General features: G+C 43.3%; 30 protein-coding genes. 25 read left to right on the top strand and 5 right to left on the bottom strand.

The genetic code is table 11. The features are described from left to right. The first annotated feature begins 3 nt into the window (after nucleotides 1–3). The 4 genes from HJP15_RS07490 (at nucleotide 4) to HJP15_RS07475 (ending at nucleotide 4,479) form a co-directional block, all read left to right on the top strand. Nucleotides 4–600, top strand: a complete 597-nt coding sequence (locus tag HJP15_RS07490) for an SAM-dependent methyltransferase (RefSeq protein WP_170173393.1) — start codon at nucleotides 4–6, stop codon at nucleotides 598–600. Nucleotides 601–619: 19 nt separating this feature from the next. Beyond that, complete coding sequence (locus tag HJP15_RS07485; protein ID WP_170173392.1) at nucleotides 620–901, top strand: hypothetical protein; 282 nt, start codon at nucleotides 620–622, stop codon at nucleotides 899–901. 3 nt (nucleotides 902–904) lie between these two features. After that, the gene (locus tag HJP15_RS07480; protein WP_170173391.1) at nucleotides 905–3,472 is read left to right on the top strand and encodes a replication endonuclease; all 2,568 of its coding nucleotides are present in this window, start codon (nucleotides 905–907) and stop codon (nucleotides 3,470–3,472) included. Nucleotides 3,473–3,546: 74 nt separating this feature from the next. Next, a complete protein-coding gene (locus HJP15_RS07475; RefSeq protein WP_170173390.1) occupies nucleotides 3,547–4,479 on the top strand; it encodes a hypothetical protein in 933 nt (310 codons plus the stop codon). A 125-nt stretch (nucleotides 4,480–4,604) separates the two neighbouring features. On the opposite strand, the gene HJP15_RS07470 is transcribed toward HJP15_RS07475, so the two are convergent. Continuing rightward, nucleotides 4,605–4,850, bottom strand: coding sequence for an ogr/Delta-like zinc finger family protein (locus HJP15_RS07470; protein ID WP_170173389.1), 246 nt, complete (start codon nucleotides 4,848–4,850; stop codon nucleotides 4,605–4,607). Nucleotides 4,851–4,968: 118 nt separating this feature from the next. On the opposite strand from HJP15_RS07470, the gene HJP15_RS07465 reads away from it, so the two are divergent. The 4 genes from HJP15_RS07465 to HJP15_RS07450 all read left to right on the top strand — a co-directional run bounded on the left by HJP15_RS07465 (nucleotide 4,969) and on the right by HJP15_RS07450 (nucleotide 8,171). Further along, nucleotides 4,969–5,322 carry a hypothetical protein gene (locus tag HJP15_RS07465; protein ID WP_170173388.1) on the top strand — a complete coding sequence of 118 codons (354 nt, stop codon included), beginning with the start codon at nucleotides 4,969–4,971 and terminating at the stop codon, nucleotides 5,320–5,322. Nucleotides 5,323–5,410: 88 nt separating this feature from the next. Further along, nucleotides 5,411–5,950: a hypothetical protein gene (locus HJP15_RS07460; RefSeq protein WP_170173387.1), complete on the top strand. Its 540-nt coding sequence runs from the start codon at nucleotides 5,411–5,413 to the stop codon at nucleotides 5,948–5,950. Between the two features lie 474 nt (nucleotides 5,951–6,424). After that, on the top strand, nucleotides 6,425–7,087 hold the full coding sequence (locus HJP15_RS07455) for a restriction endonuclease (protein ID WP_170173386.1): 663 nt from the start codon (nucleotides 6,425–6,427) through the stop codon (nucleotides 7,085–7,087). Nucleotides 7,088–7,232: 145 nt separating this feature from the next. Next, nucleotides 7,233–8,171, top strand: a complete 939-nt coding sequence (locus HJP15_RS07450) for a hypothetical protein (protein ID WP_170173385.1) — start codon at nucleotides 7,233–7,235, stop codon at nucleotides 8,169–8,171. Nucleotides 8,172–8,282: 111 nt separating this feature from the next. On the opposite strand, the gene HJP15_RS07445 is transcribed toward HJP15_RS07450, so the two are convergent. From HJP15_RS07445 to HJP15_RS07430, 4 genes are read right to left on the bottom strand one after another with little or no spacing between them, the layout of a single operon-like run. Beyond that, nucleotides 8,283–8,735: a hypothetical protein gene (locus tag HJP15_RS07445; RefSeq protein ID WP_170173384.1), complete on the bottom strand. Its 453-nt coding sequence runs from the start codon at nucleotides 8,733–8,735 to the stop codon at nucleotides 8,283–8,285. After that, nucleotides 8,735–9,061, bottom strand: a complete 327-nt coding sequence (locus HJP15_RS07440; RefSeq protein WP_170173383.1) for a phage holin family protein — start codon at nucleotides 9,059–9,061, stop codon at nucleotides 8,735–8,737. The genes HJP15_RS07445 and HJP15_RS07440 overlap by 1 nt, the downstream gene beginning before the upstream one ends. Beyond that, entirely contained in the window at nucleotides 9,058–10,125 is a 1,068-nt protein-coding gene (locus HJP15_RS07435; RefSeq protein WP_064435942.1) for a phage portal protein, read from the bottom strand. Before HJP15_RS07435 ends, HJP15_RS07440 begins: the two co-directional genes overlap by 4 nt. Beyond that, the gene (locus HJP15_RS07430; protein ID WP_170173382.1) at nucleotides 10,125–11,909 is read right to left on the bottom strand and encodes a terminase large subunit domain-containing protein; all 1,785 of its coding nucleotides are present in this window, start codon (nucleotides 11,907–11,909) and stop codon (nucleotides 10,125–10,127) included. The genes HJP15_RS07435 and HJP15_RS07430 overlap by 1 nt, the downstream gene beginning before the upstream one ends. Nucleotides 11,910–12,112: 203 nt before the next feature. Here HJP15_RS07430 and HJP15_RS07425 point away from each other — a divergent pair, with 203 nt between their 5' ends. From HJP15_RS07425 to HJP15_RS07350, 17 genes are all read left to right on the top strand, one after another. After that, the gene (locus HJP15_RS07425; protein ID WP_170173381.1) at nucleotides 12,113–13,000 is read left to right on the top strand and encodes a GPO family capsid scaffolding protein; all 888 of its coding nucleotides are present in this window, start codon (nucleotides 12,113–12,115) and stop codon (nucleotides 12,998–13,000) included. 43 nt (nucleotides 13,001–13,043) lie between these two features. Continuing rightward, nucleotides 13,044–14,081, top strand: a complete 1,038-nt coding sequence (locus HJP15_RS07420; RefSeq protein WP_170173380.1) for a phage major capsid protein, P2 family — start codon at nucleotides 13,044–13,046, stop codon at nucleotides 14,079–14,081. Between the two features lie 86 nt (nucleotides 14,082–14,167). Then, entirely contained in the window at nucleotides 14,168–14,896 is a 729-nt protein-coding gene (gpM, locus tag HJP15_RS07415) for a phage terminase small subunit (RefSeq protein WP_170173379.1), read from the top strand. Between the two features lie 110 nt (nucleotides 14,897–15,006). Next, a complete protein-coding gene (locus HJP15_RS07410) occupies nucleotides 15,007–15,444 on the top strand; it encodes a head completion/stabilization protein (protein WP_170173378.1) in 438 nt (145 codons plus the stop codon). After that, nucleotides 15,441–15,914, top strand: coding sequence for a phage tail protein (locus HJP15_RS07405; protein ID WP_170173377.1), 474 nt, complete (start codon nucleotides 15,441–15,443; stop codon nucleotides 15,912–15,914). The genes HJP15_RS07410 and HJP15_RS07405 overlap by 4 nt, the downstream gene beginning before the upstream one ends. After that, entirely contained in the window at nucleotides 15,907–16,539 is a 633-nt protein-coding gene (locus HJP15_RS07400) for a phage virion morphogenesis family protein (protein WP_170173376.1), read from the top strand. The genes HJP15_RS07405 and HJP15_RS07400 overlap by 8 nt, the downstream gene beginning before the upstream one ends. A 21-nt stretch (nucleotides 16,540–16,560) precedes the next feature. After that, complete coding sequence (locus HJP15_RS07395; RefSeq protein WP_170173375.1) at nucleotides 16,561–17,661, top strand: DUF2586 domain-containing protein; 1,101 nt, start codon at nucleotides 16,561–16,563, stop codon at nucleotides 17,659–17,661. 10 nt (nucleotides 17,662–17,671) lie between these two features. Then, nucleotides 17,672–18,121 (top strand): phage protein, encoded by a 450-nt coding sequence (locus tag HJP15_RS07390; RefSeq protein WP_064436118.1) that lies wholly within the window; start codon nucleotides 17,672–17,674, stop codon nucleotides 18,119–18,121. Continuing rightward, a complete protein-coding gene (locus tag HJP15_RS07385; RefSeq protein WP_170173374.1) occupies nucleotides 18,121–18,753 on the top strand; it encodes a hypothetical protein in 633 nt (210 codons plus the stop codon). The genes HJP15_RS07390 and HJP15_RS07385 overlap by 1 nt, the downstream gene beginning before the upstream one ends. After that, nucleotides 18,743–19,030: a putative phage tail assembly chaperone gene (locus HJP15_RS07380; RefSeq protein WP_170173373.1), complete on the top strand. Its 288-nt coding sequence runs from the start codon at nucleotides 18,743–18,745 to the stop codon at nucleotides 19,028–19,030. Before HJP15_RS07385 ends, HJP15_RS07380 begins: the two co-directional genes overlap by 11 nt. Beyond that, a complete protein-coding gene (locus HJP15_RS22400) occupies nucleotides 19,006–19,197 on the top strand; it encodes a DUF6890 family protein (protein WP_502706976.1) in 192 nt (63 codons plus the stop codon). Before HJP15_RS07380 ends, HJP15_RS22400 begins: the two co-directional genes overlap by 25 nt. Before the next feature lie 3 nt (nucleotides 19,198–19,200). Continuing rightward, the gene (locus tag HJP15_RS21875) at nucleotides 19,201–22,518 is read left to right on the top strand and encodes a phage tail tape measure protein (RefSeq protein WP_249365811.1); all 3,318 of its coding nucleotides are present in this window, start codon (nucleotides 19,201–19,203) and stop codon (nucleotides 22,516–22,518) included. Next, nucleotides 22,518–22,847, top strand: a complete 330-nt coding sequence (locus HJP15_RS07370; protein WP_170173372.1) for a DUF2590 family protein — start codon at nucleotides 22,518–22,520, stop codon at nucleotides 22,845–22,847. Before HJP15_RS21875 ends, HJP15_RS07370 begins: the two co-directional genes overlap by 1 nt. Beyond that, a complete protein-coding gene (locus HJP15_RS07365) occupies nucleotides 22,837–23,985 on the top strand; it encodes a baseplate J/gp47 family protein (RefSeq protein ID WP_170173371.1) in 1,149 nt (382 codons plus the stop codon). The genes HJP15_RS07370 and HJP15_RS07365 overlap by 11 nt, the downstream gene beginning before the upstream one ends. Beyond that, nucleotides 23,978–24,781: a hypothetical protein gene (locus HJP15_RS07360; RefSeq protein ID WP_170173370.1), complete on the top strand. Its 804-nt coding sequence runs from the start codon at nucleotides 23,978–23,980 to the stop codon at nucleotides 24,779–24,781. The genes HJP15_RS07365 and HJP15_RS07360 overlap by 8 nt, the downstream gene beginning before the upstream one ends. Continuing rightward, nucleotides 24,778–25,353, top strand: coding sequence for a phage tail-collar fiber domain-containing protein (locus HJP15_RS07355; protein WP_170173369.1), 576 nt, complete (start codon nucleotides 24,778–24,780; stop codon nucleotides 25,351–25,353). Before HJP15_RS07360 ends, HJP15_RS07355 begins: the two co-directional genes overlap by 4 nt. Then, a complete protein-coding gene (locus HJP15_RS07350; RefSeq protein WP_170173368.1) occupies nucleotides 25,353–26,603 on the top strand; it encodes an SUMF1/EgtB/PvdO family nonheme iron enzyme in 1,251 nt (416 codons plus the stop codon). The genes HJP15_RS07355 and HJP15_RS07350 overlap by 1 nt, the downstream gene beginning before the upstream one ends. Nucleotides 26,604–26,651 lie beyond the last annotated feature (48 nt).

The following is a 26,651-nucleotide window of genomic DNA, read 5'->3' as shown; positions in this document are numbered from 1 at the left end:
ATCATGAGTTCAAGAAATCGTGGCACAGTAAGTAACAAAGATGATTATTACGTAACGCCTCATTGGTTGATCAGTGAATTTTTAGACGCTGTAAATCCTGCAAGCCCACATGCTAAAACGCCACTTGATTTAGGTAATGACATACTCGACCCAAGTGCCGGCGGTTGCGATAAATATGAAATGAGCTACCCAGCTGTATTAAATACGCATGGTTATTTTAATGTTGAAAGTTGGGATATTCGTACAGATAGCCGCGCCAGTAATAAAGGGCACGACTTTTTAAGTTGTGAAGGCCAAGAGCAATACGACACTGTGATCACTAATCCACCGTTTAGTATCTCTCAAGAGTTTTTAAATAACGCGCTTACGTATGTTAAACCACACGGTTTAGTGATCATGCTGCAACGCCTTAATTGGTTGGGCACACAAAAGCGCTTTGAAATGTGGCAAAGCATGCCGCTGCAATCTGTGTTTGTTCATCACAAGCGCCCGGGCTTTAACCCTGAATGCCCATGGAAAACTGATTCAATTGAATACGCCCACTTTGTATTTTGCAAAACGGCAAAAGAAAACCTCACACCAAACCTATTTGTAATTTAACTCCCAAGGAATACTAAAAATGAACACCATCAAAGACCAAGATCTATTCAAAAAACAGAATTTAGTAAGAAATATTATTGAGCACTCTATCGAACAAGCCAACTTTACTATTCGTAATTTAAACAAACGACCAACGGTTTGCACGCTGATGGAGTGTGAAAATTGCCTTACTGACTTGATGCCAATCGTGAAAATGATTGTTGATGTACATGACGTATACGCGCCAGTGTACGACCAAATGGCTATGGCACTTGATGCGGCACAAGTACATGGCGAACCTGAGTTAATCGAGCTTAACTAATAAATGGCTAACCCTAGACCGCTCGATCTTGATGCCCTTAGACTATCTGGTATAGCTAAGGGCTTAATTTCGTCTATTAGCGATATTGACGACCACAACTTTTTAGCGCGTGGTTTACAAAGCGTTCCTGTGCCTTTGCAAAGTCGCATGGCTCGTAAGTACATTGATCGTTATAACCAAAAAAAGGCGGGTAGCCAGGTTCGTGCAAATAAATGGCTACGTCGCGTTATTGTCAGATTAAAACCACGCTTTGGCGTGCTGTTTAGTATTACTCAAAATATGCCATTACCATGGCATATTTTAAGCAGTATTGAAAAAACCAAAAAACACGCAGGCACGCTTGCGATGGAATGTGTGCAAATAGCCCTTGATGTAAGCGAAGAACACCAGCGCCTAAGCTATGAAAAAATAGTACGCCTTACGTATGAAGCAGTAGCCGATCATGCTAAATCGTTTGGTGTGAATGTGCCGTTTTATAACATGCATGAAGACGACCTACCGCCAGCGTGCTTTGAAATTGCCTTGCTTAAAATGCACTGCGACAAGTGGTGGGCACGGCAATTAAAAACCCTGCGCAAACAGTTTTTAGAGCTGCTTGAAATAGCCACCGGTCAAGTGGGTAAAGACCTTTACCACGACAAAAAAAGCAAAAAGCCTAAACGCCGTGGTATTAGCCCATATTCATCAAAACAAGCACAGCGTGAATTTAGCTTTGCTCAAGCCAGCGGCCGTCAATTCTTAGAAATGATGGAACTACAAGCCGACAACGGCGATGTAATTGACCTAATTGAAGCCGTAAAAAGCGGCATGGCAAACCCAGCAAACCGCCGTAATGAGCTAATGCTCCGCATCCGTGAAACCGAGGAACTAGCCGACGAAATGGGCTATGTTGCTATGTTTTACACCATTACATGCCCAGCACGTTTTCATGCTAATGCAAATACGTGGGATGGCTCAACGCCTAAAGATGCACAAAATTATTTAACTACAACATGGGCGCGTGCCCGTTCTAAGCTTAATCGCCGTGGCCTTAAATACTTTGGTGTGCGCGTAGTTGAGCCACACGCCGACGGTTGCCCGCATTGGCACATGATGTTATTTATGCCAAAAAATAAGCTTCAAGAAATCAACGCTATTTTGCGTTGGTACTTTATCCAAGAAGACAAAACCGAGCTTTACGATCGTTATGGCCCAGAGCTTACTCGAGCAAAAGTATTCAACAAATTTGTAGATATAAATACCCACGGTACACACATCAAAACCGTTGAGGCCTGTGTTAAATATCGTGCTCATACTGAGAAAACCCACGTATTTAAACTGTATAAACAAAAGCGCAGCGCATGGGGCTTTGCTAAAAAGAAGGCTAACGAAGTAGCTATACAGCGCAATAAAGAAGAAGCCGAAAAAGCTAAAGCTGAGAACAGAGAACCTAAAAATTTTAAGGCGAAAAACCATAAAGCGCCTACCAAATTTTACCGTACTTTTAGCCCACGCTTTGACGCTGTAAAGCTCGATAAAAGCAAGGGCAGTGCAGCGGCCTACATTGCTAAATACATCAGTAAAAATATTGATGGCTATATGCTGACCGATCACGTTGACGCTGAAACAGGCGAGAACCTGCAAGAGCAGGCTAACCCCGTTTTAGCGTGGGCGAGCACGTGGAATATTCGACAATTTCAGTTTCAGGGTTCGCCAAGCGTCACCGTTTACCGCGAATTGCGCCGCATGCGCACCGCTGTAAAAGACGAAGTAATAGAACCTATTCGCCATGCTGCAGATACCGCCAACTGGAAAGACTACGTAAAACTACAGGGTGGCATGTGTATTGGCCGCGCCGCTAATTTCAAATCAATGTACGAAGATACCCCAATGGGCAACGACTACGCCGAAGCAGTACGCCGCATTAAAGGCGTTGTCACCAACATTGATTACAAAGCCGTACTTACACGTTTGTTTAATAACGTGCATAACGTAACGGATGCAACCAGCTTAAAAACGCGCCTTATCGAATGGACAAGACAACTCAAGGGCACAGCAGAGAAAATTGCAGCTAAGGCTAGCACCAACGTCGGCGCAGCCGACCTATCTTGGTCTAGGTCTAGTGGTAATAACTGTACGCCTATAGCCGTGGGCTCTAGCGCCGAGTTGTTACTCGATATGGTGGGTTCTTCAAAAAATGCTCTTGATGATCTAATAAAGGATCTAAATAACGGTAAAAGGATCGTGACAAACGGCCAAATTTACCAAGTTAGAGACGGCCAATTACAAGTATTAGACGACGCAGCGCAACTTAAGCATGAAAAACGTTTAGCGATTGAGGCAACAGCCAAAACTAACAGCCTAAAAGATGGCCGTTGGTTAGTCACTGATGAAGATTGGAACAAAGCCCGAGAATTTATAGCGCAAGTTTATAAGTATGCAGAGATAGACGGGCGCACAACACTCATTTCAACACAAAACAATAACGGCCTGATCACCATTGGCGATTGGGACCTAGCAACTTTAGTAAACGAAGGTAGCGCATCAGCAGTTAGCGATAACGACTGGTGGGCATTGGGTATGATGGCTTAGTTTATACCTTAAAAAATTGCACTGTTGCAAATACAGACTATTATTCTAAAAAACGTCACTGTTAAGGGATTATTATGAAGCGTATATTTATTACTGTTTTAGCTTTAAGTTTGGCGGGTTGTTCTTATTTCACACCTCCAAGAGAAAACCCAATGCTGACCAATAAGCTAGAGCTTGATGAGGATAAACAAAGTGGCTTTGCTATATCGGCCACAGATGCAAACCGAAGGGTTGCTATTCTCAATTTAAAAAGTGGTCAAGTTTGCGTTGAGCCCCCACCGGAGGCCGCGAATACAATATCAGAAGCATTCACAGCTTTGTTTGAGGCAAAAGTAGAAGATAAAGCAGATATTGCAGCAAGCTTATCAAAGTCTATATCCCAAAATATCACACAGCTATATAGAAGAACTCAGACAGTTCAATTATTTAGAGATAGCGTATTCGCGCTTTGCCAGAATGCATTAAATGGTCAGTTAAATATAGATAAAGAGACGAAAGCTAGAATATCACCAGAGCTTATAAGCAAAGTAAATGATAACTTGAAAGCCATAAATACCGAGCTGAAAGGCTCAACAATAGCTTTACTGGAAGATGATGAAGTGAATTTAGCGACTTACCTTGAAATCGCTAAGATTGCTTTTCCGGAAATAAAAAGTGGTAATTCGGAACTTTTAGCTAAAAAAGATGAAACACTTCAAATAATAAAAAATGAGTTAAATAAGGCTGAGTTTTCTAGGCAAGTAGGTATTACGCTTTCTGAATCTTTTACATTGTTGGAAAAAGAATTAAAACCATTCTATGAAACGGAAAAAATTCGGTTTTTAGTGGAGTTAGCAAAACCAGTTCAAGTTTGTAAAACTACGACAAGTTATACACCAACTAAGGCTGATGAGGAAAAAAAGATAACAAAATCAGAGCAGACTTGCGAGCTTAAAACAGTTGAAAATATGGATGAAATAATCAAAGCGTTTATCACGGTGTATGAAAAAATGCAGGAAAAGAAATAATTCAGAATTAGTTGTAAACCCCACAAAAGGGACTAACTTTAAAAGTGACTATTTTATAGTTAAAAACTTCAAATCTTAAAAAAGGGTCTACATTGGATGTGGCCCTTTTTTATATCAACGCTAATTTACAAACCAACTAATTCTAATTGTTGTTCACGCGGTAAATTTTTAATAAGTGCTGCGGCCAGTTCTTGGGTGCTTTTAACCGGAGGATTTAAGAAGTGATCAAACGACTGGGTAATGCGGAACGTAGCCCCGCACTCTTTAGTGTTAGTACACGAACAATATAAATTAACCACATGCGCGCTTTGCTTTTCACGAGACGTAATTATTGCTTTAACTTCACAATTTGGACAAGTAACCCGCGCCATAATAACTACCAATCGTTAATAAAATACACTGTTATTATATACAGTGATTTAGTTTGTGACAAACCATAAAGCAGCTGTAAAATATGAGCATAATTTATATTAATTCAAAGGACTAAATATGGGTTGGATTATTGAAGCTGTTGTTTGTGGATTTATTGTTTTAATTATTTATATAGCGGTTAAAGACTCTGGTGCAAAAGATGAACGAATTAGAAAACTCGAAGATGATAAAGCGCGATTATTGAATATCGAATTTAACAAGCGATTTAAAGAAGTTCACGGTATTAGTTTTAGTGAAGCTTATGAGGCATCAGATAATAAGAAAAAATGGGATGAATGGGGCGAAAGAGTTAAAATTGGTCAAATCCATTGGCAGCCAGACTATTATGAATATATTGCTGATGGTTTATTTAACCCTGATAAGTCAAAACACATTAATATTAATCTTGATTTAGAAGAAGAAAATTATTAGATAGTAAGTCAGGCTCTTCACTTTAAGTGTGTCTAAGGTAGTTAGTGGCAGGGAGCATTATGCAGCAATATTTATGAGTGAGTAAGGCATGGAAGATCTAATTAAGCATATTAGATATTTATCGGCAGTTACAATAATTTGGATTGATGGAAAGGATGGCTCAGGAAAGAGTTATTTGGCAACAGAGCTAGCAAAGAAATTAAAGTACAATGTTATTCATGTTGATGATTACTTGGTCCCGAATAAGGGTTCTTACTTTGGCAGTATAAAGTTAGATAGCCTTAGTCAAGCTATTAATGAAAAATCGAAATATCTGATAGTGGAAGGTATATGCTTACTAAAAGTTCGTGAGGCTCTTGGTTTTAAAAAGGGCTTTGACGTGTATGTAAAAAAAATAAGCCTTGAGGGTGATTGGGCTGATGAAGGTGAATGCAATATTTCTGAACCACCAGATGTGTACATCCAAAGACGACAGAAAGATATCTGCAAAGTAGCAGCAATTTGTTTTATGGGAAAGAAAGATGAAGCTATAGAGTTTCCTGCTGTGGCGCGTGAAATAATTACATATCATTATGACTACAAGCCACATATAAATTCAGACGCAACATATAGTAGAATTGAACAATAAATGCCTATAAATAGTTTAATTGACTGTAGGCTTTACTATCAACCTCAGTATTCCTTACGACTTCATCCATCATTAATTTAATTAGCGGGTTAGTCCCGCTCTAAAGCACAAAGCATTATATTTAGTTGACTCGTAAGGCCAGCTGCTGAGAACCAAAAGGGCGAAAAATTCACTCCTCCTCGCCTTCCGCTTTCGTGTAAAAAACGCGTCAAATTGACAACCCCAGTGACACGCCATTAATCGCCAGCCAGCCCAGCAAAAGGATCTGTAAGTGATTTTAAAAAGATCGTATTGTCAAAAAGTGACAATGTTTGACAATAAAGTGACAACAAAAAAATCAAATTGGACTTCTTTATATAAAATTTAAAGCTAGTAAAAAATTAGTTAGTTTGTTATTTATACAAATTCACGATATGGGGAGATTTCTACATAAAAATAAGGAAAGTATCCTCAGATAAGTTTTAAGGGTTAAAGATGTTATTAAAAGATGGGATTGATAAAGGGCGACAATACGAGTGGCTAATTTCTAAGATATTCCATAATGAACGTTATTCAATAAATACAAAAGTTATTCCAGATACAAATCTTGATAGCAAATTCACAGATGGTACAAGGCAAATCGATATCCTTGTTGAAAATGATAAATTTAAAACAATGATTGAGTGCAAAAACCATTCAAGACCAATCGACTTGAAGGCTGTTGAGTCTTTTCTCAGTATGTTCAAAGATACGAGTGCTGATTTTGGTATTTTAGTTTCAGCAAGTGGTTTTACAAAATCTGCTATTCAAAGAGTTAAAGAATTCCCTAAACAAATAACCTTAGAGCATATAGATTGGGAGTCGGCATATCGAAGTGCTATAAATGAACACACATATGGCCATTTTCCTGAAATCTGCACACAATGTTTGAGTGAATATGAATATGGAAAAGAAGTACCCGGTTTATTGTGTTGGGAGAGTGGTTTTGGGCTTGAGGTCAATGGTAAAATCTCATTATTTTCCATTTCATCATGCTTAAAGTGTAATTTGCAGACAGTGTATTGTGATTCGTGTGGTTGGGAAACTATAGCTGTTCATGAAGAATCATGCTGTGATTTAAGAAATGAATTTGTTTCATGTTATAAAGCAAATAAATAAGATACTTGAAATTGAAATTGAAATGGAAATTGAAATTGAAATTGAAATTGATTTTAGTAGCCCTTTTTTTAGTTGAATTTGAGAGTTAGACTAATTCTACAGTCAGGTTATGTAATCTAATAAGTAAAAAGTTAGGGGAATTAAATTGGCATCATTAGAAGAAGCCTATTGCATAGAGTATGACGATATAATTGATGCTGAACTTGCCTATGATCTTTATTGGGCAAAAGTAATTTCTAGTAAATCAGCTTTTGAATGTCCTAGTGAATATTGTGATGCAAAAGTTACCTGTGTGAATATGGATGCTGAAAAACAGGATATGAGGCAATCTCCTCACTTTAGAGGGTATAACCACTCAGAAAAATGCGATGCTACTATAGGAAAAAAACCATCAGCTAGTGCTGGTACAGAATATGAATCAAGTGCCTCAATGGTTGTAAAAAGTGATCAAAAGCCCGATATCTTTAATCTACATAGGCCATTAAACCAGTTTGCAAAAAAAGAAAATGGAAAACGAAACCCTAATAAAAATAGAGCTATAAGTAGACGTAAACCTAGGGTGCATGGAGAGAGTGAGCTTAAAGCAGGCTCTGATTATTATGCAGTAAGATCTTTGGTTACGAAGTTTATTCGTTATAGAAAAGATAAGCTGTTATCAGAGCATTATGTAAATATAGATGGTAAAGATATCAGTTATAGTGAACTGTTTAAAGGGGTTTACAAACAGCAGATATCAGCATTACCAGATGAATATAGAATTTACTGGGGAGTAGCTTATATTCAACACATAAAAGAGAAAAAAACATATCGTATTGGGTTCAAAAGTGAATTGTCAAACAATAACAATTTAATAGCCCCATCTTTCTTTGTGTCTGAAAATCAAATAGAAAATTATCCAGTCAAAAACCTTGTGATTAAGCGGTTAACAAAAATTTCAAAATCTGATGATAAAAGAGCTTTTATTTTTTTGTATTCAAAGCCTCACGAACAAGGTTCAAATTTCATCAACTTCGATGTTGTTAGTTTAGATTATCTAGAAATTAGAGACTTAGATTTATTTGAAGAACTGAAAAAGACAACATAATAAAACTTAACTAGGTCTCTCAACATTAGATTTAATTAAGTCATTGTTTATATTGATGGATATAAGTTGCTTATTATAATCACTAGTTGACCGAGAAAAACTTAGCGCTAGTCAATAGCGCTTTTTCTTCCTTTCTCGACCACCCCAAAATGCTCTAAACAATCGCATTAACCCAAGGGTTGAAACGGCAATACCTACAATCACAAATTCAAAGTACCAGGGCGCGCCGTTATAGCCCATGGCTTGCCAGCCTTTTTGCATATACGGTTGCATGGCAGGTATAAAATGGCACACAAACAACCCCAAAAAGAATAGAATGATCACTTCATCCATAATGGTTTTGTCGCGGTTCTTCAGCACCAGTAGGTCATAATCAGCGTCGTTTTGCTCGGCTTGCATGCAGCGCTTTGCTTTAGCATTAAACTGGGCAATTTTGAAATTGTTTTCAGCGCGTGCTACATCAGCGGCCATTTCTGCCGCAATGCGTTTACGCTCAACATAGCCGCCGGTTAAATCGGCTATTGGGTCTGTGATAAATGAAACCAGTGTTTTAAGCCATCCCATTATTTTATCCCCCTGATCAATTTAATAAATGCTTTTGGGTCTTTGCTAAAGGCTTTAATTAGCTTGTCGAACCCTTCAAGCAAGTGCGGGGCCGCGTAGGCGGTTACCCCAATCACGCCTGTTTTTAGGTTTTCATCAAACCCGCGCCACTCGCAAAACATGGCTGATAGATAGGCTGCAAATATCGCAATCAGCACACTCATAAAATAATGAAAAAACGTAAACTGCCGCTTGCTCAAATACATTTGGATTGCGGCTGCTAAAAAGCTCAACATAAATAAACGCCCCCATTGTTTAATAAATTCGATAACATCAATCCAGCTCATGCGCTTTCCTTGGTTGTTGGGTTTAGGTCTGAATATTCAGGCTCTTTAAAATCAATGTGCTGTGCAGTAGGCAAGTAGTTGTTGATCCCTAATACATCTTGTTGGAGTGGCACAACTTCATTGTTGTAATAGGCGCGGGTGATTTTGTCTAAATCACCAAAGCCGGGGCTGTCGCCAGATGATTGGCCGCTGAGTGCTTCTTGCGCACGGTGCATACTGAGCATGTCGTTTAGGGTAATTTTTTTAATGCGCTCAAATTCGTCTTTGGTTGATATGTCGCCCACTGGGGTTATTTTTAATGACTTTTCAGCATCGGCTTTTTGTCCCCTAAAGTTTAAAAATAAACTCCTAAAGTTACCCACGCCTTTACTGTCTTGAATGGCTTTTTTAAGTGCGTTTTCATCTTCTAGGCTCATGAACGGGTCAGCCATTGAAAATATAAACCCCATGTGTGCGCCGTTCTTGTAATAGCGGCGGCGAAATAGCGTGGCATCTTCATTGAGTAAAGCCGATTGAATACCGCCGTAATATTGCGGCATGCCGTAAATACCTTGGGCGGGGTCATACTCTTTTACGTGTATTACTTCACCCGCATTAAAATAAATAGGCTCGTGGCTTTGATTACTTAATTGCGCATACACCCCGCGTTTATCGGTATAACGCATAGTGAGGGCAGGTAAATGGCGCAGTTTAATAACCTGCCCAAAGGCGTTTTTAATAATCTGCAAATAGGCGTTACCGCTCCACAGTAAATCAAACGCAAACTTACTAAGGGCTTGGTGGCTCAATAGCGGGTTTGGCTTATACCACTTTAAGATCATGTTGCGCTTAAAGTAGAGTATGGGCCCATGCTGGGCATTTACTCGCAGCAACTTAACTAAGCCGTGCAAACTAATGGGCGGTGCATAAATGCCGTTACTGTCACTAAACACGCCAACGTAATCGGTCAGCCGGTTGTCTAAACAGGGCTCAGGATCACCAAAGCTAAATGAATCGGTCATTGCGGTGCGTTGATTGTAGTTAGGCGCTTGGCCGTTACTTACTTGTAATCGTGGTTTGGTCATTAAGCTGCAATTCCTACAGAGGTTTGACGGTTAAGGGCGTTGCCGTCGAGTGGTTCAAATAACATGGCGTGCATAATTGCCCACGCAATATCGGCATGGCCTGTGGTGGCGGTGCGGTTTGTGGCATAGGTAATTTGATCGCCAACCACTTTGCGGCGAATATTAATAAATGAGCTGGCAATATTTACCGCGTCCTGGTCAAACTCAAGACGGCGGTTTTGAATAACGTTGATTGCCTTGATCACCATGCGGTTTTTAATAATCGGGTTGTAGTGGATAGGCTCTGCATTAGGGTAAAACTTAGTGATAAGCTCCCACACCCCGTAACCAATGCCTGTGGTATCTACGCCAATATGTACCACGTTGTATTTTTCGGTGAGGAGCTTTATTTCAGCGGCCATGGCTTCAAAGTCATTACCGCTTAAATCGATTGCTTCAAGCAGGCGGAATTTTTCGCCGGGTTTCATCGGGGCGCTGAGTACGGCAACACTGGCTTTGTCGCCAAAGCGGGCAGGATCAAACCCAATAACGACAGGTTTTAAACCATAGGGGCGCTCATACTCTAAATCAAAGTCGGTCCACTTGGTTGAATCACCCACACAGTTCATCAGTTGTTTTAAGTTAAACGCGCTGTGTGCATCATCAATAAACTTACACATAAACAAGTTATTAAACTCATCTAGCGAGTATTCGTTTTCAAGTACACTAATATCAATGCGGTCAAAGCCTGAATTTACCACATCGTGCACAGTGAGCATTTGGCGCCAAATACCGTCTTCACACAGCAAGCCATGCTTTAAATTTTTATGGCTAACATCAATAGCAAATTCAGGATCGTTACAGGCTTTGGTTTTACGAAACCATTTACCGTTCCAATGATCATACGCTTCGTGGCTGGTAACACTTGGCGTACTAAAGTAGGTAATACGCAAATGCTTATGCGTGGCCATGGCTTGTGCAAGGCCGCGCAGTGTTTTGTATTTAGGTATCCAAAACACTTCATCTATGTATAAGTCGCCGGATTCTGATTGTGCAGTACGTGCATTGGTTGACTTAAATATCAGCTTAACCGTTTTTCCGCCGGCTAAATTTAGCACCATAGGCGAGCCAGTTAGTTCAATATTAAAATGCTCACGGCACAGCGCTACAATATTGGCTTTAAATACTTCGGCTTGGTCGCGGCTCGCGGATATAAATATTTTATTGCGGCCATTTACTATCGCATCATAAAAGGCTTCGAATGCAAAATAGAAGGTTGCGCCAATTTGGCGGGGTTTTAGTATAAAGCGGGCGCGGTGGTCTTGGTTATCAAACCAATGTTTTTGGTGCGAGTAAAGTAATGTGTCTTTAAGCGCATTGAGCATTTCAATGGTAATGTCTGAGCAATCGTTCTTCTTTTTCTTCTTCGATTTTTTATCATTGCCGTTATGATTGCCGCCGCTATTATTGCTAGTCGTATCGTCATTACTGGCGCGTTGTTTAGGGGCGGGGGCCAGTTTGCTTTTATTAAGCGCGCATAATTGGCGCGTACAAAAATCTAACTCTTTATAGTCGGCGTCGGTTTTATTGTCTTTATCGGCCAGTACATTAATGCGTTTGCTAAACGCCATCTCGGCGTTATAGCTTGGGCACATATCCTCCCACTTTCCCGCCTCAGCCCAACGGCGAACGCTACGCGCACTTGGCATCTCGTTAAGCTCGGCGATTTCGTCCACCGTGTAGCCCTCAACAACATACAAGTCTTGTGCTTTTTTGCGGATGTCTGGTCCGTAGTTCGCCTTCATATTGCACCGCGTTTATTAATCCATAGCGGCAGTGTATTCGTTATAAAGCGCTTAATCTGTCAGTCAAAAACCTAGCCATTCCTAAAAGCTAAATATAGGAATTTCAAAAAGTTAAACCGTTGGAAAGGATGTGAAAGAGGGTGCAAACTGCAATTACTTTAAAGCAAAACGCTTAACTTAAACACATTTAAAAAGGGTTGTTTATGCCAGGTCAACTACGTACTAAACCGTTATCGATTGCCGCTGTAGGCATGACCGTTGACGGCCGTGAAATATCAGAGCAAGACGTAGCCGACATAGTAGAAACCTACAACCCGCGCAAATACGGCGCCCGCATTAATATTGATCACGAATTTAATTGGTCAGGCTGGGCCGCTAAAAACTTACATAACGTAGATATTCCCGGCATGTTGGGCGATGTAGTAAGCGTACAAGCCTATGAAAACGAAGAAGGCGTTGTGTGTTTATACGCCGTGCTTGCCCCCAATCAAGGGTTTGTTGAGCTGAACAAAGCAGACCAAGCCGTTTACTTTAGTATCGAAATTAGCCGCGACTTTATGGGCTCTGGCAAAACCTACCTAACTGGTTTAGCCGTGACCGACTACCCAGCCAGTTGCTATACCGACCGTATCCATTTCAGTAGTAAGAGCAAAGCAGATGACACGGACGTCGCCTTATTAACCGTTGATTTAGGGTCATGTGAGCCAATCGACACACCACCTAAAAAACCCTTTTTTAAACGATTATTATCATTCAATCAGGAAGAGTCCGACATGAAACCAGAAGAATTAGCGACCGCGTTAAAAGACGCGCTCGGCACACCGCTTGCCGAGTTTGGTAAAAAGCTCGATGGCTTAACAACAAAGCTTGATTCGTTTTCAACCACACAAGTGGAAGACGAAGAAACGCCGCCAGAAGGCGAGCAAAGCACAGAGCTAAGCCAAGTTAAAGACGAGTTATCTTCAACTAAGAAGCTGCTTACTGAGCTAACCGATAAGTTTGAAAAAGCATTAAAAGCACCTGCGGGTGATACCACTGACGCCGACGATGAACCCGAAGGCGAAGAAGGCAAATACAGTCAATTGCTGTAAACGCACTCACCCTAAATCAACTTAGCAAAACGCAGGAAAGCAGATGAAGACTAGAACAAGAGATTTATTCGTCGCCATTATGGCAGGCATGGCCGTTAATTATGGCGTTACCTCAATGAGCGAGCAATTTAATGTAGAGCCGACAACCGAGCAGCGTTTATACGACGCCGTTTACGAGTCCGCTGAATTTTTACAGATGATCAACACTGTGCCGGTTGATGACCTTGTTGGTCAATCGGTGATCATGAGTGTAGACGGTGGCGTGACAGGTCGTGCAGGCGTTGAAACTGACGACACTAAAGAGCGTAAAACCCGCGATGTATCAAAGCTCGATAAACGTGAATACCGTTGTTACCCAACAGAATGCGATATTCATATTACATGGGTGAAAATGGATCAGTGGTCTAAGTTCCCTGATTTTCATAATCGCTATCGTAACCACGTTCGCCAAGCAATCGCACTCGACATTATTAAAATTGGTTGGAATGGTACACACGTAGCCGAGACAACTGATATTACAGCCTACCCAATGATGAACGATGTAAACATTGGTTGGTTGCAGTTAATTCGCCGCGATGCACCCGAGCGTGCAATTAGTGAAGGCGCAACCGCTGGCGAAATTCGCATTGGTGCCGGTGGCGATTACGAGAACTTAGACCAAGCGGTGCACGATGCATTGCAAGGTATTCCAGAGCATAAGCGTGCAAACATGGTGGCTATTATTGGCGACGAGCTTTTAGCGCAAGATAAAAATAAGCTGTACGCCAAGCAAGCACATACCCCAAGTGAAAAAACCAAGATTGAATTACAACAGGTGATTGATACCTACGGCGGTTTGATGACTTACAAAATCCCGTTTTTCCCCGCTCGCGGCATTTTAGTCACCAGTTTTGACAATTTAAGTCACTACGTGCAAACGGGCTCAACGCGTACCAGTGTAGAAAACAACGCCAAGAAAAAGCGCGTTGAAGACTACCTATCACGCAACGATTGCTACTACGTCGAAGACCTTGAAAAAGTCATGTACTTCGAGTCTACCAGCATCAAGTTACCAAATGCCGCCGGCGACGCGTGGGCATAGCAGCCTGATTATTTAGCAGCAGTTAGCCGCCCTGTATCCCTTGTTTTGGGGCGGCTTTTTTTCACCAAATTAAAGAGTGTTTTTAAATGAGCTTAGTCAAAAAATCATTAGCCAAAGCAGCAAGCAGCGTACCAACAAGCACTGACAAAAAAGCGCCCACGGTCGCGGCAACAGCCACTGAAACCAATGCGCCAACCACTATCACTAAGCAAACCGAGTACCAGCTTTATGCAGCGGCCATCGAATCTGACTTAGCTCAACTAAAAACATTTACTGATATTGCAGACAAAGCGACATACAAATCAGAAGCGTTAGAGCGCCAAGATTATCTAGGGTACATCAATCAATATCGACTAAGCGGCCAGTGCCACCCGAACACGGTTTTAGCATGGGTGTTTATTTGGTTGGTTGATCTTAAACGCTGGGATGCTGTGTTAGAGCTCCTGCCATTTATGGTTGAGCAAAAGCAACCACTGCCAACGGTATTTAATACCAAGCATTGGCCTGCGTTCGTTATCGACCAACTCTATGACGATGCAAATTACTACTTAACAGAATCAAAGCAGCAAGGCTTGTTTGATATTAGCTACGTACTGCGCGGCCTGATCAATACCGTAAAAAATCAAGATTGGAACGGCCTTGAAGTCGTGGGCGGTAAATTGTTCGCCATTGCTGCCAAGGTTGATGCAGCCCAGCATAACTACGGTAATGCACTGTTATTTGCAGAGCACGCTCAAGCGATTAACGACAAAGCAGGGGTTAAAGGTTTAGTCGATAAGCTAACGAAACAGTTAAAAGGGATCGTTAGCGAATAACAGCTCCAACGCCGGTGGGCAACTTAGCACTTCGTCAGCATTCGTTGTTTGACGTCCTGTGACTAAGTGGCGCCCACACCCAATTTAATGTGTGTTTTTACAGGTGCAATATGAACTTAAGCGGTATGCCACAAGCAGATTTACAAAGCAGCAATATTGAAGTGCCAGGCAATGGCTATTACCCAGCATTGAGCACCGCGTATTTTATTGAGCACTACGGCGTTGCCCAAGAATACGCCAGCAAAAGTGCGCTGCTTGTTGAAAAGCTAAAGCGTGCACAGGGTGAAATTAACCAAGAATTAGAAGATGTTCAGCTCACCAACGGCACCCCACTAAACGCACAACAAGTCATGTTTTATCACGATGCGGTGTATAGCAAAGCTAAGGCGCATTTATTGGTATCAAAGCTGGGCAGTACGCACCGAGACAACGCAACAGCACAAAGCCAAACGGCCATTGATAATTATGATCACTGGCAACGCGAAAGCCTAAACGCCATGCGTTTACTGCAAGCACTGAGTCCTAACTTATCGGTAGCGCTGATATGAGCCAGAGTAAAATAGCAACGCTTAAACAGCATTTAGCCAGCGCCGAATATCAAGGGCATAAGCTTGCGCTAGATACCCAGTTTGATAGCTGGATAGAAGGCGGCCGCATAGAGCCAAGCAGCAAAACCATTAACGGCAATGGCGTATTAGCCGCGCGGTTTTATTACTCAGGGGTGATCAGTATCAACCCATGCTTTGCGCCGGCTGCGCTCATTTGTGCTTTTGCCTCATTTTGGCTGCAAAACAACGGCGGGCGTTATGACAGCACCGATATTGAATTTAGCGCCGACGTAAACGATGACAACAGCAACGAAGTTGAGCTAACAATAAACCAATTGTGTGAAGACATCGAGCTAATACACACACCCAACGGCCCGTTTGAATTAAACGACAACCGTTACGACTTTGGTGAGCAAAGCTTGTGGATAGCTGAAGCGTTCACACTTGAGGGTCATGTAAGCCGTGCTTAACGTCAAATTTGACGAAGGGCGCAGTAAAGACCAATTAGCGTTTTTACAGCTTAAGCCCAATAAACGCCGCAACCTATTGCGCAGTGCAATACGTGCAGCAAACAAAAGCAGTAAAGAGCGCATTACTGGGCAGCGTGATCTGGTAGGCAAAACATGGCAAGGCAGAGCCAACGGCAAAAAAAAGAAAATGCTCACCAAGCTAAAACGCAACATGAAAGTACGTTACGGCGCCAATAGCGCAGGGGTTTATTTTAGAGGTGGCAACAGCGGCAAAATAGCCCGCGCTCATCAAGAGGGTGTCAGCCTAGATGCAGGTAAACCCAAAGGTTTAGCCGCACAGAATAAAGAAGGGCCAGCCACGCGTAATTTAGCCCGGGCATTAATAGCCGAGGGTTACACAATACCGCGCGGTAAAGGCAAGGGCAGCAAACGCCCCAGCATTAAATGGATAACAGAGAATTTAAGTATTAATCAAGCTGGGTTTTTACTGCGCGAATTAAAGGGCAGATCAGGTAAGAGCTCATGGCAAATTGATTTGCCTGCCCGCTCTTTTTTAGGGCAAACCGTTAGCGAACAAAAAGAGCAAATGAATTTTATTTTAAACAAAGCTATGCACGTGGCGTAGCGCAAAGCAAAAGGAACGACCATGGCACAAGGTAAAGTATCCGTTGCCGCTATTCAAACAGGCAGTGGCGCTACAAAACAGGTAGAGCGCAGCGTATTGTTTTTAGGCCAAGCGCCCAAAAACAATGGCAGCATTTTACCCATTAATGCACAAAGTGATTTTGATGATTTGTTTGGCGCCGCCGACTCACCATTAAAAATCCAAGTGAAAGCATGGCAACGCAACGGCGACGACCTTGTTACTGGCTATGCCATCGCGCATGGTGCGGGTGACAATGTAATGGCCTTAATTGATGAAGCAATGGATCAAGACATCAGCCCTGAAATCATTGTTATTTGTACACCCGTCACAGGTAAAGCCGAAATCGAAAGCTTTCAAGCAAAAGCGCTTGAAATCCTGTCAGGCCAATCGCGTTACGTGCGCTTTTTAGTAGCCGCACCAGGTTTAACGCCTGAGCAAACTTGGTCAGATTTAGTCACTGCATTACAGCCCTTAACGGATGGTGTAGTAGGCGAACGCGTTGCAGTGATCCCGCTGTTATTTGGTGATGAACTCGGCGGCGTAACAGGGCGTTTATGTAAAAGCTCTGTCACGATTGCTGATAGCCCAATGCGTGTATTAACCGGCGCAATGTCGCTCATGCCATTGCCAAACGATAAGGCAGGCAAACCACTTACTAACTCAACCACTGCGGCACTGGATGCACAGCGTTTTAGTTGTACGCAATTTTACCCTGATTTTGACGGCGTGTATTTTGGCGATGTAAACATGCTGGACGCTGAAGGCGGTGATTTTCAAAAAATTGAAATAGGGCGCATTGTCGATAAAGCCGCGCGCTCTGTTCGCATCATCGGTATTCAAAATGTTAAAAACCGCCGCTTAAACAATAGCAGCACTGGTATTGAATTTGGTAAACGCATTATGGGTAAACCACTGCGTGATATGGCGCGCTCAGTCAACATTGGCGCTGACAAGTTCCCTGGTTTAATTCACGCCCCAAAAGACGACAGTATTAACCTCACGTTTATGGATGCGACCACGTTGCAAGTTGTGCTTAAGGTTAAGCCAATCGATTCACCCAACACCATTATTGTTGGGATCATGTTAGATAACGCAGAGTAGGAGCGCGAACATGCAAAAGGTATTAGGCGGTAAAGACTTCGATATTTTTATCGGGGGCTCGATGGTTCACGTTATGGAAGCCACGTGCAAAATTACGGATGGGCGCACCGTTAAAAAAGTGCGTGGTATTCCAAAAGGGTTTATTGATGGCGACGTTGAAGGCGAAGTAACGCTAAAACTCGATCACGAAAACTGGTTATTAGTGCAAGCCCAAGCAGAGCAAGCTGGCAGTTGGAAAGGCATTGAACCGTTTGATGTGGCATTTAATGCCGAAGTAGCCGCAGGCAAAAAGAACGTTGAAGCCTTTGGTTGTTTGCCGCAGCTAGATGAGATTTTAAACATTAAAGCTGATGGCGGTGAAGAAGACACCACTTCAATCAAGTGTCCGATCACCAGCCCTGATTTTGTCAAAATTAACGGCGTGCCGTACCTAACCGCTGATGAAGTGAGAGACCTGTAATGACTAAAGCCATTCGCAACATAACCCCAGCAATACTATTAAGCACACTGCAAGCGTGTGGGCATAAGGTGTTTGAAGGTGAACTAAACCTAAACATTATAGGTATTCGCCATGCAAACACCCGTGCTAATACGTTTAATGACGCAATGTGTGTGTTGTATCAGCAAGGGGGCGAATGGCAGTTAAAGCAGTTTAAAGCCACAACAGATGCCGGTATTTACTGGCGTAAACACCCAATGAACGTAGATGGCACAGCGGTGCTCATTGCAGGGCAGCATAAAAGCCTGTGGACATTGGGTTATCACCAGGGCAAATACCGCGCCCTTGTACAACATAAACCGGTTGTTGTTCTACGAGACCACAACCACGACACCGAGTTAGACACGGACGTCACACCCCAAGCAGTACTACAACAAGGTTACTTTGGCATTAATTGCCACCGCGCAAACAGCAAGGTCACATCAACGCACGTTGATAAATGGTCTGCCGGTTGCCAGGTGTTTGCAAACCCAAATGACTTTGATGAATTTATTGCTTTGTGTGAGCAATCAGCAGCCAAGTATGGCCCTTATTTTACCTACACACTGCTAGAGCAAGCAGATATTAAAGAGAGTATTGATCATGGCGTTTGAGAAACACATTGCATTAGAAACACCCGTTGGCGACATTACATTTAACGTCAATGGCGCTGACTACAACAAATACATTAACTCGACTCAGCCGAACAATAAGGTGCAGCCGGCAACTAACTTTTTGCTAAACACCGTGGTTGAAGCCGACGCTAAAAAGCTCAAAGAGCTGGTACAGCAACCGGGTGCCGCCTTGTTTTTAGTGGGTGCCATTGTTGAAGAATACCAACCCGAGTTTAATTTTATGGTAAAAAAATCGAAAGCCGAGCCAAGCAAATAGGCAAAAGCAGGCTTGATCAGTTACTGGCATACCACGCTAAATATTTTGGCAATGTACCAGTCACTGACGAGAGCTTGGCACAGGCGCTTTACCTAGAAAAATCACAGCAAGAAAACTTTGTAACCGCCGTAAATAACGGCATTTGTACAGCATTAGGCGGCGAGTAATTAATGGCAACACTCAGCAAATTAGACAAGCTTACTTATTCAATCGGGATCATCGACAAAGTGACGGGTCCGGTTAATAAAGTGATGGCTAAAATTAATCAGCTGAGCCAGCAAACCGCCGCTGCACAAGACCAAATGATGCGCGGCGCAGCCACAGCCGTTGGCGGTGGTTACGCCCTGGCTAAATCACTTGCCCCTGCAATTGATCAGGCCGCCGCATTAGGTGAGGTGAAATCGCTTGGCGTAGTTGACGAATCATTACAGAAATTAAACAAAACTTCATTAGAGTTTACCGCTAACTTTGGCGGCAACGCATCCGACTTTGTTCGCAGTGCTTACGACATTCAATCAGCAATGTCAGGAATTACAGGCGACGAACTATCAAAAGTAACCGAAATATCAAACACCCTAGCGAAAGCCACCAAAGCTGATGCCGCAACAGTGACCGACTACATGGGAACGATGTACGGCGTATTTAAATCAACAGCCGATAAAATGGGCAAAGTAAAGTGGGCGGAAGATATAGCAGGCATTACCGCTAAGGCAGTAACAGATTATAAAACTGACGGTAAAGAAATGGCTTCCGCGTTCAGTGCTTTGGGAGCCTCATCGTCTGCGCCACTGGCAGAACAAATCGCAGTAATGGGGCGTTTGCAATCGACTATGAGTGGTAGCGAATCAGCAACAAAATATAAAGCATTTGAAGCTGGAGCAGGTAAAGCGCAAAAAGCACTCGGCTTGGATTTTACCGATAGCTCAGGAAAGCTATTACCGATGGTAGATATACTTCAAAAAATAAATGAAAAAACAAATGGATTAACCAAGCAAGCGGATATCGATGCAATAGCAACCGCGTTCGGTTCTGCTGAAGCATCATCATTAATTAAATTATTAATAACTGATATTGATGGGCTAAACAATCAGGTTCAAGACTTAGGCAGCGTAAGCGGTATGGCAAACGTTGCAAAAATGGCAGACGATATGAGAACGCCATGGAACAAATTAAGTGGATCATTTAATGCTGCATCCATAGCACTAGGACAGCGTTTGTTGCCAGTGGTTGAGCCGTTCGTTGAAATGCTCGCCGCCGGCTTTGCGGGCATTGTGTCACTGACTGAACGATTCCCGTTTTTATCAAGCGTTATTGCAACGCTCGTTGTGGTTATCGTCGCGCTGATCACGGTTCATGGCATCATTATTTTTACGATGGGCCTGTATAAAATGGCGCTTGTTTCAAGTGCCGCGCTAACAGGTGGCTTAACCGTATTAACAAAACTATGGCAGGGGGCGTTAATCGCACTGCGTGTATTGGGCTTTTTATCACTGATTGCCACGATGGGCGCGGCGGCCATTGCCATGGGCACATTTAAAGCGGTTATGCTCGCAGGTCAAGCGGCTACGTGGCTATTTAATGCGGCACTTTGGGCAAACCCAATTACGTGGGTGGTAGCAGGTGTTATTGCGCTCATCGCAGCAGTTGGGGCGCTTATTTATTACTGGGATGATTTAGTGGCTGCGTTTCAAAATACCGCGTGGGGAAAAGTATTAATGGCGGTATTTGATAGTGTGAAAGCGGCCTTTAATGGGGTAATTGATAGTGTTAAATGGGTGCTTGAAAAACTCGGCTTGATTGACGATACCGAGGCAAAAATAAAAACAGAGGCAACCTCAACACACGAAAACATTAACCGTGCTCAGCCTAGTAATTTAGTTATGCAAAATGCAGATCAAGCGTTCAGCCGCGACTATGGCCAAGCCGTGATCAATAAAGCCGCGCAAGTACCAGATAATACAGCCAGCACTCACTATGCTGCTATGAACGACGCCACGTTTGTAACGCGAACGCAGTTGAACGAAAGCCAAACGAATAACGCTATCAACTCAGCATTACAAAACAGTCAGGTTATTGAGCAAACAAATAGCGCGCGGGCACAAACCAACGGGTTAAATAACAGTGCCATAAATTCAGTTGTAGCAAATGCACACACCAACGCAGTAACCACAGCCGCAAACGATGCTGTTTATTCTACAAGCGCTAAAACGGCCAACATCAATAACAGCGTTATTAACTCGGCTGTTAACGATGCAGTGTATTCAACAAGCACAGTAATGAGCAATGCAACTAATCCAACATTGCAAAATAGCATTGCTACAAACCAAACAAGTAACACGAACGCACAAACCAGCGCGTTAAATAACAACGCCGTAAATTCAGTTGTAGCGAATGCTCAAATCAACGCAGTAACCATGGCTGCAAACGATGCTGCTTATTCAACAAGCGTTAAAACGGGCAATATCAATAACAGCGGTGTTAACTCAGCTGTTAACGATGTTGTGTATTCAACAAGCACAGCAATGAGCAATGCAGCTAACTCAACATTGCAAAATAGCCTTGTTACAAACCAAACAGATAGCACGCTTACTCAAATCAGCGCGTTAAATAACAGCGCCATTAACTCGGCTGTTAACGATGCTGTGTATTCAACAAGCACAACAATGAGCAATGCAGCTAACCCAACATTGCAAAATAGCCTTGTTACAAACCAAACAGATAGCGCGCTTACTCAAACCAGCGCGTTAAATAACAGCGCCATTAACTCGGCTGTTAACGATGCGGTGTATTCAACAAGCACAGCAATGAGCAATGCAGCTAACTCAACATTGCAAAATAGCATTGCTACAAACCAATCACATAACGCGCTTACTCAAACCAGCGCGTTAAATAACCGCGCCGTAAATTCAGTTGTAGCGAATGCTCCAACCAACGCAGTCACCATGTTTGCAAACGATGCCGCTTATTCAACAAGCGCTAAAACGGCCAATATCAATAACAGCGGAATTAACTCGGTATTACAAAACAACCTAGCCACCGATAACTATGCTGGCCATATTGCACAATCAACACTGTTCGCACCGCAATCTGCGCCACAAAATACCGTTGCCAGCACAGCTAACAATTTTACTAACGCGGCCAATTCACGTGTTTACAGTCGTAAACACGTGCAACTTACCCGTGTTAATCAAGGCGCAGCGCCATTACAGCCATTGCCAGAGGTAAAAACAGATCAGGCAATTACCAACGTAGCTAACGCCAGTGCTTACAAAGTGGACCAATTGAGTACTGAGCAGCAACAGCAAAGCAATAGCTATAAAGCCAAAGTGCAAAAGTCTGCGTTTTTACAAAACCTAACAAGCAATACACATAACAGCAGTAGTTCAAGCGACAGCGATAACCGTAAGAGTGTGCACATTGACAGCTTAACGATTAAGTCAGACGACATAGCGCAAAGCTTTGAACAAATGATGGAGCTCGCAGGCTAATGAACTTTGATATTGCACTTCATATTGATTTAGCGATTGAAGATAACGACTTTGTACTCAATGACTCGTTAAGCCCACGCACATTAAAAAAAGCCGATGTAATAGGCCAAGACATAAAGCACCGAATTTTAGAAAGCGGCTTACTGGTAAAGCTTATTGGCCTGCGTAATAAAAACGGCATAGCGCCGATTTTAACGGACATTGAATTACTCACCGAGCAAGACGACCGTATCAAGCCGGGCACAATAAATGTGTACCGCAATGACGACGGAACACTAAACATCACCGCACAAACGCGCCAATACGGGAGCCTACAAAGTGGACTTTAAAACACTGATGCAAAAAGCGGGGTTGCCACTGGATGAGCAGACCGCGCAAATACAGTGGCAAGTACAGCTAAAAGAACAAAACATCCAAGTTGCTAACAACTCACCGTTTGGCCCGTTCTGGCGAACCGTTGAAGCGCTGATCACTAAACCCGTTGTGCAGTTATTTAATTGGATAGCAACGCAGCTAATGCCTGACTTATTTATTATGACCGCCAGCCGAACCGCATTGATTGAGCGCCATGGCCCCGCGCGTAATGTATTTATTCAAGCGGGCGTAAAAGCACAAGGCATACTCACGTTTACGCGACTCAATACCCAAGGAGAAAGCTCTGTTGTTGCCGGTACGCAAGTGGTGACTGATATGCTCGGCGATACAGCGTACACGCTTACTCTGATGCAAGATGTTTATTTTAGCGACGGCCAAAGCACCGCGTATGCACACGCTGAAGCTCTCGATACAGGCGCAGCTTTTAACTTACCCGCGCATGCCTATCGTTACTTTAAAGAACAACAAGACGGGATCACAGTAACAAACCATGACGATTGGTTAATTAAGCCAGGTTCTGACGATGAAAGCACCGAGCATTATCGTTTGCGTATCCGCAATGTATTTGGCACCGCCGCGCGCTGGCATATTAACGCTGTATACAAGCAAATTATTGCCAGCTTTGCAGTACCAATCGATAACATCGTTATTGAAGTAAACGCCCCGCGTGGTCCAGGCACCGCCAATGCGTATATTTATTTAGACGTTGGCCCCGTACCAACGGCATTACTTAGTGCCATCAATCAGCATGTTCGTACCGCAGGCCACCACGGACTAGGGGACGACTTTATGGTCTACGCCATGGCGACCACGGGGTTTAATATCACCGCCACGTATAAACTCCATGATAATAGCCCTGCTATTCAAAGCGATTTAACCACGTTTATACACGCCGCTTTTCGTCAAAATGCAGCGTATGCGCCAACACGCGTCGCGCATCAAACGGTATTCAGCATTAGCCAATTAATAGCAGAGTGCCATGAACAATTTAGTGAACTTAAATCAATTAAATTTGATATTGACGACATAACCGCCGCGAACTGGCTACCTGTGCTTACATCATTAACCGTTAATGAGGTGGCAAATGGCTAATGAAATCGCCACCTGGTTAAACAAAGGCTACGCCGAAAAACTTGTAAAAGCGGCCACCGGCTATTGGGAGCAATCGCGTAACTACGTTTTATGGGCTGTAAACCAAAAAGACGAATCGAAAAATGAAGAGCCCGTACTCGGGTTCCTTGCATGGGAGCGCTTAACGAACCGCTTAGACGACGAGCCAATAGATTTATACCGTAAGCGCGTACAACATGCATTGGTGAATACTATTGATGCCGGCGAAGTCGCCTCCGTTAAAAGCATTTTTGAGCGCCTTGGGTTAGAAGTACTTAATGTTCGCGAACGACTCGACGGCCGTGATTGGGACATTATCGCCATTGATATGACTGATTCAACATTGGCGGGGAATACCGACTTACTCCCAGAGTTAATACAACTTTATGGCCGCACATGTCGCCGCTATGAATTAACCGTGCATAACAAAGCGGATGTATCGCTAAGTTTGGGGCTAACGCATGTGCAGTGGGATAGCTGCCACATTGATCACCCACTGCATTTAGCAGCAAAAAATAAAGCCCAGCAGCAATACAGTCACGGTTTTACTGATTTGCAAAATGAAAGTAGCCACGCGCCACTGCATGCCATTACACACAACGTAAAACATACATTACCACTGGAGCAGCTGTATCAATTTTTAGGGTGCGACAACCTTGTTAGTAATACAGACCACCAAGCAATCACCACCGATGTACAGCATGTAATTGCCGCACATCATCACTATGGATTTTTAAGTAAAGAGGGCGGTGTCAGTATCGCCAAGGAGCCATTATGACCCAAGCGATCACCGGCATTATGACCAACGCCGGCAAACGTTATATTACAACCCGCGCGTTAGAGGATAAAGGGCTAGATGTAAAAGAGCTGGTATTAGCAAACGTACCAAATCTAAACGAAAGTGCACAGCGTAACCCGAACGAAAAAATGCCCAGTGCGCTACAAATCGCACACAGACGCGATATTGATGCAAAAGGCTATGTGGATGCAAATACCGTCGCCTGGGCAGTAATTCTTGAGCAGGACGTTGGCGACTTCGACTACAACTGGATAGGTCTAGTAACAAAAGACGGCACATTATTAGCCGTCGATTACTTACCATTACAGCGTAAACGACAAGGCGTGAATAACGTACATAACCGATCGTTTGTTCTTAAGTTTGCAGCAGCGGCGGCACTGGCTCGTATCACAATCCCTGCACAATCATGGATGTTTGATTACAGCCCGCAAATTGATGCGCTAAACGCGCTATCGCTAACCACAGCAACCGCGCAGGTAAATAACATGTACCGCACGTTGCGTAACTTTTTCTTAATGTCAGATTTTACAGTATTTACTAAGGAACTATGATGAGCATTGAACAAATCAACGAAATCGTAACAGCGGCAGACCGTGTGGTTACAGCGGTAGAAAATAAAGCCGCCGAAATTGATGCAAAAACAGCCGCGCTAGCCAGCGACTACAACAGTAAAAAGGCCGCACTTGATCAGCAAGTTGCTGCAAACTCGGCGCAACTGGCAATCGTTGCATCAGACGGCTACCGCAAAGCAATCGAAGACGCATCAGGCGGTCGTAACACAGTAGTAATAGACGAACAGGGCAACCCAAATGTCATGGTGCGCATCCCGCGTTTTAACTACGAAGACATTAACCAAGCAATACTTGATCGCCTTGGCGTTGACTTAATGCTAGGCACAGGTACGCCAACCATGTTCCAACGTAATGGCGAGCAAATGGGTGAGGTGCTCATTGCAAAATACCTAGCATCATCAGGCGCGAATGGCGGCTGTTCCGTAGTTGGCGGTGTACAACCTCGTACATCAGTTAACTACGATGTAGCAAAAGCGTTGTGCAACAATAAAGGTGCAGGCTGGCACATGATGAGCATTCATGAATGGGCTGCAATCGCGCTATGGTCACTTGCTAACGACACAGTACCACGCGGCAATACAAACTACGGCCGCAGCCACGAAAACAAATTAGAAACCGCACGCCGTAGCGATAGCGGCATACCAGGCGATACATCAGGACTTGCCAGAACCGACACAGGCAAAGGCCCAGCAACATGGTCGCATGATCACACAGAATGGGGCATTCAAGATTTGGTAGGTAATGCATTGGAGTGGCTAGACCAAATGATGCTAGACGAAGGGCAGATCATTACTACGCTCGATAATAACCCAGCGGTGATTGAAGAAAACTGGATCAAGCATTCAGCGTACTTTGATTCGCCAGTTGCAAACACAGAAGGCGCTGGCAGCGCTGGATCTCCAGTGCTTAACAGTGCAATTACAAACCGCAATGGCCCAGTCGGTGACGACAATGACGACAACCCACATTTATTAAACAATCATTTCGCAGCAATTACAAAATCAGAAACGTATCAAAAGGTTGAAATTTTACGTCGCTTGCTTATTGAGTCTGAATCAACCACAACCGTAGCAGGCGCAATCTACTGCCGAAATTATGGTAATCGTTTCCCGATGCGTGGTGGCAGCTGGGACAGTGGCTCGAATGCTGGCTTGGGCGTGCTAGCCGTAATTAATAGTCGCTCGATTACGTTCAGCAGCCTCGGATTTCGTCCCGCTTTCTTTGCGTAATTGGTTATTGAAGCTTGAACGCCGCGCGTTAGCGCGGGCATAACTAAC

Source organism: Pseudoalteromonas sp. NEC-BIFX-2020_002, assembly GCF_013002825.1.
GTDB classification, from domain to species: Bacteria; Pseudomonadota; Gammaproteobacteria; order Enterobacterales; family Alteromonadaceae; genus Pseudoalteromonas; species Pseudoalteromonas neustonica.
Note: the sequence above shows the minus strand (reverse complement) of the source record. Positions and strands in the feature narration are given on the sequence as shown.